This is a genomic window from Lentzea alba, from assembly GCF_047445655.1.
In the GTDB taxonomy this organism is placed as follows: Bacteria; Actinomycetota; Actinomycetes; order Mycobacteriales; family Pseudonocardiaceae; genus Lentzea; species Lentzea alba_A.
The window spans coordinates 1-14,771 of the sequence record NZ_JAJAEG010000073.1; the positions used below are offsets into that span (position 1 = coordinate 1).

The following is a 14,771-nucleotide window of genomic DNA, read 5'->3' on the forward strand; positions in this document are numbered from 1 at the left end:
GCCGCGGGTGCGGTACTCGATCTGGCTGGGCGGCCCGCTGGACACCAGCAGTGCGGGCCGCGCCCAGATGCGGGAGAACCTGGCCCAGTCGGTGCGGCAGGTGGGTGGGCAGATGACCTTTGTCCTGCTGACCGACGTGCCGCGGCCGGCTGTCGAACGGGCGCGGTCGCTGTCCGAAGTGGACGATGCGCATCCGCTGTCCGGGGTGCGGGAGATGTTGTCCTGGGCGGAGGACAACGACGTGCTGCTGGTCAACGTGTTCGAGGTGTTCAACAGCGACGACCCGATGCCCCTGCAGTCGGCGTTCCAGGCGGAGCTGGCGAAGCAGACCAGGCCGGGGTACGCCGCGGCGAGCGATGTCCTGCGGCTGACGGTGTTGCAGCGTTTCNGACGACCCGATGCCCCTGCAGTCGGCGTTCCAGGCGGAGCTGGCGAAGCAGACCAGGCCGGGGTACGCCGCGGCGAGCGATGTCCTGCGGCTGACGGTGTTGCAGCGTTTCGGCGGCTATTACGCCGACGGTGAGTACGTCACCACCACGGACACCCTTGAGGAGATCGACCGGGTTCTCCGGTCGGAGGCCGCCTTCGGCATTCACCAGCACGGGGAGTTCCTGGGCAACGACGTGCTGGTGATGCCCAAGGGGCACCCGGTCCTGGAGGAGTTCCTGGGGCTGTACCGGCACAACTACGGCATGCCGCAGCTGGATCTGATGGCCGGCGTGGCGGACCGGGCGCCTGAGGAGTTCGTCGAGGTGATCGGGCTGCGTGCCCGGCGTCATTCGGTGATGGGCCGCACCGGACCGGACAACCTCCACACGCTCGCCGACTGGCTCGGCTGGCAGAACGTGGCCGACCTGCCCGCGGTCGTCACGGGCTCGGTGGAGAGCGGGTCGAGCTGGACCGGCCGGATCCGCCCGTCTGCCTCGGTGACGACGGAGAACTGGGAGGCGACGGTCGAACTGACCAAGAAGGTCGTGCAGACGTTGGTGCGCGACCTGCACAACCGCGTTGGCGACCTGCATCTGACGGTGGTCGCCGACGCGGTGGCCCTCCACCAGGACCCGGCCCTGATCTGGACGGCGGCGCTGGGCTATCTGGCGTCGCGGCCGGAGTACGCCTCGGTGGTGCGCACGGTCACCGACCGCGAGCTGATCGCGGCGGGCGACGAACGCACGATCGTGCTGCCGCGGGAGGCCGCCCGGTTCCTCGTGATCGACACCGATGAGTCCCAGGTCAGCAACTTCCTCGCCGAGTACACCCGTCCGGCCACGATGGCTCACGTCCCCGGTCTTCTGTCCGACGCGGAAACGTTCGACACGGCAACATCCGTCAGCTTCGAGGAGACGGAAGACGACGCCCTGCAGGAGGAGATCCTCTTCCCGGAGGGCACGAAGACGTTCCCGGACGGGGAGCGGCCGAAGCTGAACCGGATCGCGACCTTGCTGGCCGAGAGCGCGGTCGAGCGGCGTGGCAGCGCTGTGGCGAAGCCCGCCGCGACGGTCATCGGTCACGGAAACGGTTCGCTGCTCGGTGTCGGCCAGGCCGTGCGGACGGGGAAGGCGCGTGCGGACGCCACCGTCGAGGCACTTCGTGATGCCGTGGCGGAGGAGCTGGACCGGCTGCAGCGCGACGACCCCGGCGTCATGACCGGTGGTCTCGTCACGACCGGCGACGTGGACATCGTCGCCGGGTCCAAGGGTCGCGCTGTGGGCGCGGTGCCGGCCGGCACTTCTGCCGAGCAGGCCCGCCGGCGTGCGGTGATCACCGTCGATCTCGACCCCGAGCGGCGGCCCGGCAGGTCCTCGGGTGCCGAGGTGGTGCACCGGAACGCGGCGCAGTGGTCGCGGATCCTCGACGAGGACGCGGAGGGCCGCACCGAGCCGGATGGATCACTGGTCGCCGATCCCGCCGCGTTCCCGTCGACGAGGGAACAGGCGTGGACGAACCTGTTGACGGCCCGCAGGAGCCTTCGCGGCGCACAGGAGGCGCACGCCCAGCTGGTCTCGCGGTTCTCGGGTCCGGCGGGAAGCTCACGTGACGCCACGCGGGCCGGGAACCTCCTCCAGCAGTCCGGCGAAGAGGTCTCGGCGGCGCTGGGCCGTGTCGAGCGGGCGGCGGCGGATCTTCTGGCGTGGGGCAACGACGCGGAGCGGCTTGACCGCAGGTACCGGGACTGGATGGCGGCATCGTTGCGGGAGCGGCCGCGACTGGACGGCGGAGCCGGCTTCTCCTCGTCCGATGACGGTACCGATGCCTTGGCACACGAGGTCGTGCCCACAGCCGAGGGAGACGTGATCACGCTGTTCATCCCCGGCTCGATGCCGTTCGGGGCGAGCCTGGCGGAGTTCGCGGCGGTGGTCGCGGCCCAGGCGCGGCCACCGGTGCTGGAGGTGCGCGGACGGTTCGGAGATCCGCGAGTTCCGCACATCAGCGACGCGTTGCGGTCCGCGCTACCGGACCAGCAGGCGGGTGATCTGACGTTGCGGATCGTCACGTCCGACGAGGGCGACGGGGTGCGGGTGGTCGCCGTACCCGGGAGCCTGTCGTTCGGCGAGCCGGTCGCGGTCACGTCCGCCGAACTGGTCGAGGAGGTCAGCACACCGGGCAACCGCGTCGTCCGCTTGACCACGGGCTCCGGCAGGACCTGGCAGCTCGACGTCGGTGAGCAGGTCACGGTGCACCGGGGCGAGAACGAGCAGCCGATCTCCTTGCCACGGGCGGAGTTCGTCGCCCAGCTGACCCAGGTGCTCGGCGGCTACCACGGGGGTGCTCTCGCGCCCGAGGTCGAGCGCAGGCTGTTCGGCGGCCCGTTGGTGGACGCGAACGAGGCGGTGAGCGCGGTTCTCGGCGGTCGCCTGGTGTTCTGGCTGGAAACCGCCGTCAGGCCGGAGAAGCCGGTCGCACCGACGGCGCCGGACCAGCCGGCGGCACCTCCACGTGAGTCCACAGTGGACTCTTTGGGTGGGTCGGTGTTCGACGTGCTGGCGCCGTCGGGGAAGCGGCTCGTCCGGTTCCGAAGCCGGTCTGACGTTTCCAGTTGAGACGGCGGTCTCGCGTCCTGCCGGTTGTTTCTCATGGTGACGGCTTGGCTTCGAGGCTGTACTTGAGCCAGATCCCGAATCCGACCGAAGACGAGGAGTTGTCGTGGATTTCCCGCCGGCCCCCACCGGACAGCAAGTCGACGAGCCCAGACGCGTGACCTTCGCCGAGTTCGAACCCGCACCGCTGCACACCGTTCAGGACGTTCTGTCCGGCTACATCACCTGGGACGAGCTGAACGCCCAAGGGGTGTCCTGACCGAGGTCACCGGGTTCGCACGCCGTCGTCGAAGAACGGCGGTGCGGGGTTCCGCCGTCGCCCCGCACCGCCGTTCGCCGCGCGCTGATTCTCGTGAATTCGCCAATTCTTCCGCCAGGTGGCGGACCTGGCGCATTTTGCCGTGATTCGCACCGCTTGTTGTCTGGACCATTCTGGGTATTGGGCGGGTGTGCATAATTCAGTTCATGGCGCATGCTCCCGGCGACCGCGATGAGACCTTCATGGCACTTCTGAAGGGCTACCGCGTTCGTGCCGATCTCACGCAGGAAGAGCTCGCAGAGGGTTCCGGTGTCAGCGTGCGCGCCATCAGCGACATGGAGCGGGGAACCGTCAAAGGGCCTCAGCGGCGGACGATCGAAGCGCTGGCCGTGCCGCTGAGGCTGGATGAGGACGAGCTCACCCACCTGCAGAAGGTCGCCAAGCAGAGCCGTGCCCGGTCGGCCCCCGCCGAGCAGCCCCCGCTGCCGGTCGCACGGATCCACGACCCGCCCGCGGTCGGGATGCTGCCGCCGGACCTCGACGACCTGACCGGCTGCGAGCACCATCTCGGCACGTTGCGGGAGCTCGCCGGCGAGGTGGCGGGTGACCCCGGTGGGCACGGCCAGGTGGTGGTGGTCAGCGGTCCGCCGGGAACGGGGAAGACGAGCCTCGCCGTCCGTGCCGCGCACGACCTGGCCGAGCGGTTCCCGGACGGCCGGTTCTTCCTGAAACTGCGCGGGATGTCGTCCGAACCCGCCGCGCCCACCGACGTCGTGCACCTGTTGCTGAGGTTGCTCGGCATCGACGCGGTGCGGATCCCGGTCGAGCTGGAGCAGCGGGCGAACCTGTGCAGGTCGCTGCTGCGCGAGCGGGCCGCCCTCATCGTTCTCGACGATGCCGCGGACGAGGCGCAGGTGCGGTCGCTGCTCGTCGGCGGGCCGCGCTGCTTCACCGTCGTCACCAGCCGTCAGCTGCTGGTGGGGCTCGAAGGGATCAGCAGGTTCGCGCTCGACGAGCTGGGGCGAGACGACGCGGTCGCGTTGCTGAGCGGGATCGTCGGGCCGGCTCGGGTCGCCAGGGAACCCGAAACGGCGGCCGAGCTCGTCGACCTGTGCGGCCGGTTGCCTCTCGCGCTGCGCATCGCGGGCAACCGCCTCGCGAGCCGCCCGGCGTGGCCGCTGGGCCACCTCGCCGGTCAGCTGCGCGACCGCGGCAGGCGCCTGACGACGCTGACCGCCGGTGACCTGAACGTCCGCGGCGTGTTCGACCTGTCCTACCGCCAGCTCACGTCGGCGGCAGCGGCGGCGTTCCGGCGCCTCGCGCTGGTGCCGGCGGCCGACTTCTCGGTGGGTGCGGCGAAGGCTCTGATCGACGCGGCGGACGAGGACGACGCCGCCCTCTGCCTCGAAGAGCTGGCCGACGCGAGTCTGCTGCAGCCGTCCCAGGAGGCCGGGAGGTACCAGTTCCACGACCTGCTCAGCGTGTTCGCCGCGGAACGGCTCAACCAGGAGGAGTCTCCCGAGGTCGTGCGTGCGGCGGACGAGCGGCTGACCCGCTGGCTCGTGCGGAGCGCGACGGCGGCGGGCGGTCACTTCCACCCGTCCAGCCAGCCGGTCTCCTCTCTTTCCACGGAGTTGTTCCCCGACGAGGTCAGCGCGGGCCGCTGGCTGGTGGCTGAGCACCAGAGTTGGCTTGCCGCGGTGAGGAAGGCCGCGGCTCGCGGTGAGCACCAGCAGGTTCTGGATCTCGCGGAGTCGATGCACTGGTATTCGGAGATCGGTGGCACCGCGAGCACCTGGCACGACGTGTTCGACCTGGCGGTGAAATCGGCGATCGCGATCGGCAGCGAAAGAGACGAGGCCGTTCACCGGAACTATCTCTCCTGGACGCTGTGCACGTTGATGGGGCGGGTCCACGAATCCGCCCGAATGGCCCGGCAGGCCATGAGCGCCGCGGTGGCGGCGGGTGATCTGCGAGAACAGGCCTGGGCGAGGACCTATTTGGTCTCGGCCCAGTTGAACGACGGAAAACCGCCGGCCTCCGCCGAGATCTTCGACGAGGCGATCGACCTGTTCGACGAGGCAGGGGACCCGCTCGGGCTGCACGTGGCGCGAGCGATGCGGGCCACCTACCTGCAGACGACGGGCCGCCTCGAAGACGCCGCCGAGGAGTTCGACATCTGCCTCCGGTACTTCAGACGGACGCAGGGCAGCACGTCGGTGGACGACAGCAGTTGCGCGTACCTGTTGCTCCGGTCCGCGCAGAACCTGATCGCCCTCGGCTCGAACGAAGCCGCACTCGACCGCTGCGAAGAGGCCCTCGAACTGTTCCAGGCGCACGGTGCCGTGATCGGCCGGGCGCGTGCCCTGGAATCGGCGGGAAGGCTGCTGCGCATGCGTGGCGATCACGACCGCGCCCGGACTCGCCTGACCGAGGCACTCGCGTTGTTCGAGCGCACGGGACAGCCGCAGTATCAGCTCGACACGCTCTGCGAACTGGCGCTGTTGTCGGATCAGAGCAACGAACCCGCGGCGGCGCGCCGCGCCCGTGAGAGGGCGCTCTCGCTCTGCGAAACGCTGGATGCGGGCACCGCGACGAGCCTGCGCCAGGAGCTGATCGAGCAGCTCGACGCCTCCTGAGAGGTGCCGGAACGACGGAGGTAGCAGGCGGACACGACCAGCACGGTGAGGAAGATCAGCAGGTAGAGGTTGCCGACGACGAACCCGGCGAGGCCGGTGAGGACCGGGCCGTGTCCGGCGGAATCCGGCGGATCCGCCAGCGCGAGCACCCACGGGAAGGTGAACGGCAGCAGCGCCAACGGGACCCACAGCGGCCGGTAGAACCTCACCCGTGCCACCAGGAACACGCTGAGCGGCACCAGCCAGCTCCAGTGATGCCCCCAGGACCAGGGCGACAACGCCGAGCCGCACAACCCGACGAGCGTCAACGCCAGCAGCTCTTCGCCTCGCTTGCTCGCTTTCGCGGCGACCACCAGGGTTGCCCCGAGGATCAGCACACCGCCCAGCACCCAGTACGGGTCGTCGAACCCGGAACGCAGCAACAACCCGCGCAGCGACTGGTTGTGGGTCGAGGAGAGGTCCGAGTAGACGCGGGTGGCGTCACCGAACGTGCCTGCGAACCAGTACATCGCCGAATCGCGCGGCAGCAGCGCGAATCCTGCCCCAACGGTCAGTGTGAAGGTCGTGGTGGCGACGGCCGCCGCCCTGAACCTCCTGGTGACCAGCAGGTAGGGGATGAAGATCAACGGGGTGAGCTTGATGCCGGCGGCGATGCCCAGCCAGACCCCCTTGAACCGGCTGTCGTGCCGCAGCAGATCTCCCAGGACCAGCGCCAGCAGCACGAAGTTGATCTGGCCGAGGTAGAGGGTCGCGTGCACGGCCTCGGTCGCCATGAGCACGCTCGCGGTCACCAGCGCCAGCACCTTGGGCGCGTTGCCGACGGACCGCCAGCACCACGCTGCGACGTAGACCAGCACCGCACTGTTGCCCACCGCGGCAAGCGCGGGCCCTGTCAGCGCGAGCGGCACGAAGAGGATCGCGGCGAACGGCGGATAGGTGAACGGCAGGTCGCGCCACAACGCGGACTCGTACAGCGGTAACCCGTGCCACACCGCCGCACCGCCGGCCCGGTAGACGGCGAAGTCCATCGCATCAGCGCTCATCGCGAGAATCGTCATCGCGAGCCCGAAGGAACAGGCCGCGAACACCAGAAGTCGTGCGCTCATCACGACCGAGCACATCGGACCGGCCGTGCCAGGACCAGGAAGAACCACCGGCAGAACCCGGCTACAGTGGCGGAATGGAGCTGGGAGAGATCGTCGCGGAACGGCGGATCGAGGGCGTGGCGCCGGACGGAGCACACTTCGAGGTGGTGATCAGGTTCGGCACGCCGCGACCCGATCCGTTGAGCACCAACGGCGACTGGGAGTGTCCACACCAGATCGTCGGCCTCGGCGACGACACCGTGCAGGCCTCGTACGGCGTGGACTCCTTACAGGCGTTGCTGCTCAGCGTCTACTCGGTGCGGCTGAAGCTGGCCGACTCGGGCACCACCCTGGAGTGGCTGGGCATGCCCGAGCTGGGCCTGACGGTCGCGCCGGTCCTCAGCTAGTGTCCCGAGTCGCAAGTTCGCGCGCAGTCTGGTCGTTGTCGCCGAGGGCGTCTGCAAGTACCACCAACCCTTGATCAGATCGCCTGTAACTACACCCAACTCGCGGTGAGCCGGCCAGGTGCAAGCACACCAGACGATCCAGTTGGTGGTGGAAAAACGCTTGATGATCTTGAGTTGGTGGTACTTGCAGACGTCATTAGCTGCCCGTGAATCAACGACTCAGGACACCAGCGAAAACCGGGTAGTGGTCGGAGAAGTCGGTGTAGGTGTACTTGCGCCCCCATGACCAGATCGACCACTCAGGACTCTTCACGCGCCGGGTCTCGTTGGTCAGCACGGGTCCCTGGATCGTCAGCACGTAGTCGAGGTGCTCGGACGCGTACTCCGGGCCGTACTGGTCGCGGCAGACGCTGTTGTCCGCGCAGTCCCACGAGAACGGGTGGCCGATCGCGGAAGGCGTCGTCGCGCCCAGTTCGGCGACCATCTGCGGGAACTCGTCACTCGCCTTGACCACGTTCATGTCGCCCGCGACGTACACGGGCTCGGACGCCGGGATGTTCCGCGCCGTCAGGAACGCCTTGATCTCGGCGCGCTGCTTTGCGCGGTAGCCGCCCGGCGCGGTCGTGCAGGTGGAGTCCTCCGCCTGCATGTGCGTGCCGATCACGTGCACCGGCCCGGCCGGCGTCTCGACCCGGACGTAGGCGAAACCCTTGTTGGAGAACCAGTCCGCGCCGCAGCCGTCGCGGTAGACGTGCTGAATCCTCGTCGTGATCGGCCATCGGCTCAGCACGGCGACGCCACCGTCCTCCGGTGTCGAGTCGCTGTAGGCACCGCTGGTCAGGTCCCACCCGGCACGGCTGCGGCCCAGGACCGGCGTCTGGTGCGGGTAGGTGTCGCGCAGGTTGGCGAGCAGCCGGTCGGAGGCGGCGTTGTCGAACGCCTCGTTGAGCACGACGACGTCCTGACCGTTCAGCACACCGGTGCTGTCGATCAGGTCGGCCCTGGTCACCTGCCCCCAGTTCGGGTACAGGTTCCTGGACAGCATGAAGACGTTGTAGGTGGCGATCTTCAGTGCGGCGGGCGCCGCGACCGCGGGTGTGGCGGAGAGCGACAGCACGACGGCGGCGGCGAGCGTGATCAGGCGCATGAGGCCCGATGGTGAAGGACGTGAAAGTCCTTCACAACCGGACGGGCGTGTCGTATCGATCAAGCGTGGATGAACTTCAGCGCAACCGGTCGAGATCCGCGCCCGACTTGTCGACCAGTGCGCGCATGGTGTCGTAGGCCGCCTCGGGGTTGCGGGCCGCGATCGCGTCGAGCACGGCGCGGTGCGAGGGGACCGGGTCGTCGTCCACCAACCCGTGCACGAGCTTGTCCCGTTCGGCCAGTCCGATCGCGATGATCCGTTCGACCTGGGTCAGGAACGCGTTGTGCGTCGCGGCCATGAGCAGCCGGTGGAAGTCCAGGTCCGCACGCACGGTCGCGGCCAGGTCGCGGGCGGACGCCATCCGGTCGACGGCACCCGAAAGCGCTTCGATGTCCGCGTCGGTGGCGCGTTCGGCGGCCAGGCGGGCGGCGGCGGGTTCGACGATCACGCGCATCTCGGTGAGCTCGTCGAACAGGCCGTGGTCCGCGTCGGCCTGGGTCTGCCAGCGCATCACGTCGGTGTCCAGCAGGTTCCACGACGAGCGCGGCTGCACGAACGTGCCGCGCTTCTGGCGTGCGTCGATCATGCCCTTGGCCGAGAGCACCTTCAGCGCCTCGCGCAGCGCCGTCAGTGACACGTCGAGTTCTTCGCGCAATGCCGGGAGATCGAGGGTGTCGCCCTCGCCGATCTCGCCGGCGAGGATCCGGCCCGCCAGCGCCTCGACGGTCTGGCCGTGCACGCCACGAAGCCGCTTCTCGCTCATGGCGTCAGATCATACGGCACATCATAAATTATGAATTATTCTTGACTTGATCATGCCGACAGCGCAATCTGTCCGCCATGGACAGGCGTCACTTCCTCCGCGTCACCGCCGCCGCGGGTGCAGGTTTGCTGGTCAGCGGCACAGCATCCTGCGCCACGTCGGCGTCCTCCGGCCCGGTCACGCAGACCGCGGGCACGGCCTCGATCCAGTCCAACCTCTCGGCGCCTGCGGCAAAGGCGGCGATCGAGGCACTGGTCAAGGCGTTCAACGACAGGAAGGGCTCGCAGGCCTCGGTGAACACCGTGGCGTCCGAGACCTTCCGCACCCAGCTCCCCAGCTACCTCACCTCGGCGAACCCGCCGGACCTCTTCACCTGGTACCCCGGCGCGCTGCTCACGGGCTACGAGCAGAAGGGTCTGCTGCTCGACGTCAGCGACGTCTGGCAGACCATGGGCGACTACCCCCAGGCGTTCAAGACGTTGAGCGGCAAGGTGTTCGTGCCGACGACGTACTACTGGTGGGGCTTCTTCTACCGCAAGTCCAACTTCGCCAGGTGGGGCGTCACCCCGCCGAAGACCTGGGCCGAGTTCATCGAGCTGTGCAAGGTCCTGCAGTCCAAGGGCGTCATCCCGCTCGGCATGGGCGCCGGATCGGACTCGCCGTGGACCGCGTCGAGCTGGTTCGACTACTTCAACATCCGCGTCAACGGCGCGCCCTTCCACCGCGAGCTGCTCGCGGGCAAGCAGCGGTTCGACGCCCCGAAGGTCAAGGCGATCTTCACGCCGTGGCGCGAGGTCCTGCCCTACACCGACCCCAACGGCACCGCGATCGGCTTCCAGGAGGCCACGACCGCGATGCTGCAGGGCCGCACGGGCATGCTGCTCACCGGCGCGTTCTTCGCCGACGCGGCACCGAAGGACGCGATCGACGACATCGACTTCTTCCGGTTCCCGATCATCGACCCGAAGGTGCCGCTCGCCGAGGAGGGCCCGACCGACGGCTTCTTCGCGAGCGCCAAGTCCGCGCACGTCAAGGAGGTCAAGGAGTTCCTGACCTACGCGGCGACGGCGGAGGGCCAGGAGGTCTACATCAAGGCCTCGTCGGGCACTGTCCTGCCGACGCACCCGAACGCCAAGGACTCCGGCACACCGCTCGCCGCGTTGGGCCGACAGCACCTCAAGGAGGCCGCGGAGATCACCCAGTTCTTCAACCGCGACTCCAGCGACGCGCTGCAGCCCACAGCGGACGCCGCGCTGATCAAGTTCCTGCAGCAACCCGACCAGCTCGACACGATTCTCGCGGACTGGCAGAAGGCCGCTCAGCAGGTGTGGTCGGCCTGACATGAAACGGGTCCCTCCTGTCCTGCTGCTGTTCGTGCTCATCCCGCTGCTGGTGGAGGGGTTCTGGGTCTTCTGGCCCGCACTGCAGGGTTTCTGGCTCGCGACGACGAACTGGGACGGCGTCTCGCCGCCCCAGTTCGTCGGGGCCGGCAACTTCACCCGGATGATCGACGATCCGGTGTTCCACACCGCCGTCACCAACACCGCGATCTGGCTGGTGCTGTTCGGCGGGCTGTCCGCGGTCGGCGGTCTGGGGCTCGCGGTGTTGCTGCAGAAGGAACGCCGGGGCGTCGGCTTCTACCGGGCGGCGTTGTTCGTGCCGGTGGTGTTCTCGCTGGTCGCCACGTCGTTGATCTGGCAGGTGCTGTACCAGCCGGGCGGGTTGTTCGACAGCTCACCGCTGGCCGACCCGGACACGGCGCTGTACGCGGTGCTGGTGCCGGCGTTGTGGCGGCAGGTCGGGTACGTGATGGTGCTGTACCTGGCCGGGCTCAAGGGCATCGACCCCGGGCTGTACGAAGCGGCCACTTTGGACGGTGCCACGGCCTGGCAGAAGTTCACCCACGTCACCTGGCCGCAGCTGCGGTCGGTCAACTCGGTCGTGCTGTCGGTGATCGTGATCGACTCGCTGCGGTCGTTCGACGTGGTGTGGTCGATGACGCGCGGCGGGCCCTACCACTCGTCCGAGCTGCTCAGCACGTACATGTACTCGACGGCGTTCCAGACGCTGAAGCTCGGCTACGCGTCGGCGCTCGCGGTCGTGATCTTCTTGCTGGCGTTCGGCGTGATCGTGACCTACCTCGTTCGCGCGTTCAGGGAGAACTGAGATGTCCAACAGGGTCTTCCACGCCGTGGCGGGCACGATCTCCGTGCTGTGGCTGCTGCCGATCGCGGCGGTCCTGATCACCGCGGTGCGCTCGTTCGACGACATCGCCGCCAACGGCCTGGCCTCCTTCCCGCAGTCGTTCACGCTCGCCGCGTTCGGCGACGCGTGGACCAACGGCGGCGCCGGGGCGATGTGGAACAGCGTTCTCGTGACGGTGCCGACGGTGTTCTTGTCCTTGGCGTTGAGCTCGGCGGCGGCGTACGCGTTGAGCCGCTTCGAGATCCCGGGGCGGCGGACGATCATCCTGCTGATGCTCGCGGGCAACCTGTTGCCGCCGCAGATCCTGCTGGTGCCGGTGTCGAAGCTGAGCGAGCTGCTCGGCATCTACGACACCTTGATCGCGCTGATCGTGGTGCAGGTCGGGTTCGGGCTCGGCTTCTACACGTTCGTGCTGCAGGGGTTCATGCGGGCGATGCCGAACGAGGTGCAGGAGGCGGCGACCATCGACGGCGCCGGTCCTGTGCAGATCTTCTGGCGGATCGTGCTGCCGATGACCCGGCCTGCTTTGGCTGCTTTGGCGGCTCTGGCGTTCACGTGGATCTTCAACGACCTGCTGTGGGCGATCACCGTGCTGCGGTCGTCGTCCGTCATGCCCGTGACACCAGCGCTGTTGGCGTTGCAGGGCCAATACGTGTCGAACTGGAACGTGATCGCGGCCGGTTCGGTGATCGCGGCGATCCCGACCGTGGCGGTGTTCCTGCGGTTCCAGCGGCACTTCATCTCCGGACTCGCGGTGGGAGCTGTGAAATGACCTGGACGTTGAGGATGGCGACCACCTCGTACACGGTGGCCGTCGAACCTGGCGGCCGGTGGACGGAGCTGGTGGCGTGGGGTCCGCACGGGGTCGAGTGCGGGCCGTCACCGTTGAAGAACCTCGGCGAGATCCACTTCATCACCGAGGCCGACGCGGCACCGGTCGAGTACGTGCCGCGCGGGCAACGGCCGTTCACCGGTGCTGACCTGGAGCTGTCCGGCGACTCGTGGTTCACGTTCGACGGCGCTTCCGAGACAGACGGCGTGCTGCGGCTGGCTTTTGTCGACTCCGTGGCCGGGATTCGTGCTGTGCTCTGCTACCGGCCCTCGCCTGAGGTCGACGTGTTGGCGCGGTGGGTCGAGATCACCAACACCTCTTCGGAGCCGCGCCGGTTCGACCGCATCGGTTCGGCCGGCGTCTGCCTGCCCGTGAACTCACCGCGGCTGTCCTTTTTGCACGGTGAGTGGGCTCGCGAGTTCCAGCTGGACCACGTTTCCCTGCCCGCGGGCGGGTTCCGAATCGGCAGCTCCTACGGCGTTCCCGGGCACAATTACGCGCCCTGGTTGTCCGTGGACGACATGTGGGGTGTCTCGCTGGCGTGGTCCGGGTCCTGGGAGATCACGGCCGAGGTCGAGCCTTCCGGGCTCACGCGCTTGCGCGCCGGAATGCTCGGCCCGGTCGTGGTCGAGCCGGGGGAGACCTTCACGACGCCCGAGGTCGCGCTGGCGTACTCAGTGGACGGGCTCGCGCGGGTCTGGCACGCCTACGACCGGCTGCGATCTCGTGAGGCGCGCAAGCCGGTGCTCTACAACTCCTGGGAGGCAACAGGATTCGACGTCGACCTGCCTCGTCAACGTGAGCTGGCGCGGATCGCGGCCGACATCGGTGTCGAGCTGTTCGTGGTCGACGACGGCTGGTTCGTCGGCAGGCACGACGACACCGGCGGACTCGGCGACTGGTACCCGGAGTCACCGGACTTCGGCGCGTTCGTCGACGACGTGCGGGCGATGGGCCTGGAGTTCGGCCTGTGGGTCGAACCCGAGTGCGTGAGCCCGAAGTCGCAGCTCTACGCCGACCACCCGGACTGGGTCTACCGGACCGAGGGCCGTGAACCCACGTTGATCCGCAACCAGATGTTGCTCGACCTCGGGCTGCCCGAGGTGTACGAGTTCGTCGTCTCCACTTTGGACCGGCTGCTGACCGACTACCGGATCAGCTACCTGAAGTGGGACATGAACCGGCCTGCGACCGAACGTGCCGGTGAGCTCGACAACGCGCACGTCCGCAACTACTGGCGCGTGCTGGACCACCTGCGCTTGAAGCATCCGCACGTGCTGGTGGAGGGCTGTGCGGGTGGTGGCGGTCGCACGGACCTGGCCACGACTGGCCGGGTGGACGTGGTGTGGCCGAGCGACAACACGGCTCCGCTGGACCGGTTGAAGATCCAGCACGGGTTCCTGCACATGCACGCTCCGCACCTGATGTCGTCGTGGGTCACCGATGCGCCGGGCATGTTCGACGCGCGGCAGCGGTCGTTGAAGTTCCGGTTCGTGCTGGCCATGGCCGGGGTGCTGGGCATCGGTGCGGACGTGCGGCACTGGACGCGGGAGGAACGCGAAGAGGCAGCTGTGCTCATTCGCCGCTACAAGAGCATTCGCGACGTTGTGCACGACGGTGAGGTGCATCTGCTGAACGACGCGATCCAGTACACCGGGACTGATCGCGTGGTCGTGCTGGCCTGGAACACCGGCTCGCTGACCGGGGTTCCGGTGGTGCCCGGCCAGTCGTCACGGGTCAAGCTCAAGGGGTTGACTGTCCAGTCCTATGTGGACGAGCACGGCAACGTGTACTCCGGCGCGCACCTGACCCACGTCGGGCTGCCGTTCGACTGGTCTCAGACGAACGACGCCGACGTGGTGGTCCTGCGGCCGTACTAGGTCGTGTCCGGGTCAGGGTGCGGCCAACGGAAGGTCCATGATGCCGGTGGCTTGCGACCAGACACAACGCCACGTGCCGCTGGCATTCGTGTAGACGTCGGTGTGCCAGGCCTCGTGCCGCGGGATGTCCGCGCCGTCGACGGTGAGTTCGATGACGCACCGGTAGCGGAGGACGACGACGTCGGTGCCGACGATGGCGTCCACGTCGCCGGTCAGCCCCAGTTCCCGGTAGGCGACCCGCCCGGTGGTGAGGAGATCCAGGTACTCGTCCCTCGTCCACACGGTGCCGGTCGGGTTGCACAACCGGTACTCCGCGGCGTGCAAGCGGTCGTAGGTGCCGCGATCCACGTCGAGGAGACATCGGATCCGATCCTGCTCAGCCTTGATCACTTGGCTGGCCACGTCGTCGGTCATTCCCGCTCCTGTTCACGCGTTCGGTTCTGGTCGGCCGGCTACGACTTCGAGACACGGCCTAGTAGTACTTTGTTAGGTCTCGGCGTGTCGTGGGGACGCGGG

The 14,771-nt window shown here is 68.2% G+C and carries 11 protein-coding genes and 1 pseudogene; 8 read left to right on the plus strand and 4 right to left on the minus strand.

The features are described from left to right. The first annotated feature begins 398 nt into the window (after positions 1 to 398). The 3 genes from LFM09_RS49560 (at position 399) to LFM09_RS49570 (ending at position 5,936) form a co-directional block, all read left to right on the plus strand. The gene (locus tag LFM09_RS49560; protein ID WP_414103635.1) at positions 399 to 3,041 is read left to right on the plus strand and encodes a hypothetical protein; all 2,643 of its coding nucleotides are present in this window, start codon (positions 399 to 401) and stop codon (positions 3,039 to 3,041) included. A 103-nt stretch (positions 3,042 to 3,144) separates the two neighbouring features. Continuing rightward, the gene (locus LFM09_RS49565) at positions 3,145 to 3,297 is read left to right on the plus strand and encodes a hypothetical protein (protein ID WP_414103636.1); all 153 of its coding nucleotides are present in this window, start codon (positions 3,145 to 3,147) and stop codon (positions 3,295 to 3,297) included. A 206-nt stretch (positions 3,298 to 3,503) separates the two neighbouring features. After that, positions 3,504 to 5,936 (plus strand): ATP-binding protein, encoded by a 2,433-nt coding sequence (locus LFM09_RS49570; RefSeq protein ID WP_414103637.1) that lies wholly within the window; start codon positions 3,504 to 3,506, stop codon positions 5,934 to 5,936. A 281-nt stretch (positions 5,937 to 6,217) separates the two neighbouring features. Here LFM09_RS49570 and LFM09_RS49575 read toward each other — a convergent pair. Next, positions 6,218 to 7,057, minus strand: a pseudogene (locus LFM09_RS49575) (glycosyltransferase 87 family protein); the annotation flags it as partial. Between the two features lie 59 nt (positions 7,058 to 7,116). Here LFM09_RS49575 and LFM09_RS49580 point away from each other — a divergent pair. Continuing rightward, positions 7,117 to 7,428 (plus strand): DUF6968 family protein, encoded by a 312-nt coding sequence (locus LFM09_RS49580; RefSeq protein ID WP_414103638.1) that lies wholly within the window; start codon positions 7,117 to 7,119, stop codon positions 7,426 to 7,428. Between the two features lie 211 nt (positions 7,429 to 7,639). Here the strand turns inward: LFM09_RS49580 and sph are convergent, their stop codons facing one another. After that, a complete protein-coding gene (gene sph / locus LFM09_RS49585) occupies positions 7,640 to 8,575 on the minus strand; it encodes a sphingomyelin phosphodiesterase (RefSeq protein ID WP_414103639.1) in 936 nt (311 codons plus the stop codon). 76 nt (positions 8,576 to 8,651) lie between these two features. Next, on the minus strand, positions 8,652 to 9,338 hold the full coding sequence (locus tag LFM09_RS49590) for a FadR/GntR family transcriptional regulator (RefSeq protein WP_414103640.1): 687 nt from the start codon (positions 9,336 to 9,338) through the stop codon (positions 8,652 to 8,654). Positions 9,339 to 9,415: 77 nt separating this feature from the next. Here LFM09_RS49590 and LFM09_RS49595 point away from each other — a divergent pair, with 77 nt between their 5' ends. Genes LFM09_RS49595 through LFM09_RS49610 form a run of 4 tightly spaced genes read left to right on the plus strand, consistent with a single transcriptional unit; the run spans position 9,416 to position 14,255 of the window. Beyond that, entirely contained in the window at positions 9,416 to 10,678 is a 1,263-nt protein-coding gene (locus LFM09_RS49595; RefSeq protein WP_414103641.1) for an ABC transporter substrate-binding protein, read from the plus strand. A gap of 1 nt (position 10,679) precedes the next feature. Then, the gene (locus LFM09_RS49600) at positions 10,680 to 11,504 is read left to right on the plus strand and encodes a carbohydrate ABC transporter permease (RefSeq protein WP_414103642.1); all 825 of its coding nucleotides are present in this window, start codon (positions 10,680 to 10,682) and stop codon (positions 11,502 to 11,504) included. Between the two features lies 1 nt (position 11,505). Further along, positions 11,506 to 12,315, plus strand: a complete 810-nt coding sequence (locus LFM09_RS49605) for a carbohydrate ABC transporter permease (protein WP_414103643.1) — start codon at positions 11,506 to 11,508, stop codon at positions 12,313 to 12,315. Beyond that, positions 12,312 to 14,255, plus strand: coding sequence for an alpha-galactosidase (locus tag LFM09_RS49610; RefSeq protein WP_414103644.1), 1,944 nt, complete (start codon positions 12,312 to 12,314; stop codon positions 14,253 to 14,255). Before LFM09_RS49605 ends, LFM09_RS49610 begins: the two co-directional genes overlap by 4 nt. 12 nt (positions 14,256 to 14,267) lie before the next feature. Here LFM09_RS49610 and LFM09_RS49615 read toward each other — a convergent pair whose 3' ends face one another. Next, positions 14,268 to 14,669, minus strand: a complete 402-nt coding sequence (locus tag LFM09_RS49615; RefSeq protein WP_414103645.1) for a nuclear transport factor 2 family protein — start codon at positions 14,667 to 14,669, stop codon at positions 14,268 to 14,270. Between the last annotated feature and the right edge of the window lie 102 nt (positions 14,670 to 14,771).

Excerpts from the sequence above, each read along its gene's own strand:
- LFM09_RS49570 (WP_414103637.1), top strand. The coding sequence starts at position 3,504 with ATGGCGCATGCTCCCGGCGACCGCGATGAGACCTTCATGGCACTTCTG.
- sph (WP_414103639.1), bottom strand. The coding sequence starts at position 8,575 with ATGCGCCTGATCACGCTCGCCGCCGCCGTCGTGCTGTCGCTCTCCGCC.
- LFM09_RS49600 (WP_414103642.1), top strand. The coding sequence starts at position 10,680 with ATGAAACGGGTCCCTCCTGTCCTGCTGCTGTTCGTGCTCATCCCGCTG.
- LFM09_RS49595 (WP_414103641.1), top strand. The coding sequence starts at position 9,416 with ATGGACAGGCGTCACTTCCTCCGCGTCACCGCCGCCGCGGGTGCAGGT.
- LFM09_RS49590 (WP_414103640.1), bottom strand. The coding sequence starts at position 9,338 with ATGAGCGAGAAGCGGCTTCGTGGCGTGCACGGCCAGACCGTCGAGGCG.
- LFM09_RS49580 (WP_414103638.1), top strand. The coding sequence starts at position 7,117 with ATGGAGCTGGGAGAGATCGTCGCGGAACGGCGGATCGAGGGCGTGGCG.
- LFM09_RS49610 (WP_414103644.1), top strand. The coding sequence starts at position 12,312 with ATGACCTGGACGTTGAGGATGGCGACCACCTCGTACACGGTGGCCGTC.
- LFM09_RS49615 (WP_414103645.1), bottom strand. The coding sequence starts at position 14,669 with ATGACCGACGACGTGGCCAGCCAAGTGATCAAGGCTGAGCAGGATCGG.
- LFM09_RS49605 (WP_414103643.1), top strand. The coding sequence starts at position 11,506 with ATGTCCAACAGGGTCTTCCACGCCGTGGCGGGCACGATCTCCGTGCTG.
- LFM09_RS49560 (WP_414103635.1), top strand. The coding sequence starts at position 399 with ATGCCCCTGCAGTCGGCGTTCCAGGCGGAGCTGGCGAAGCAGACCAGG.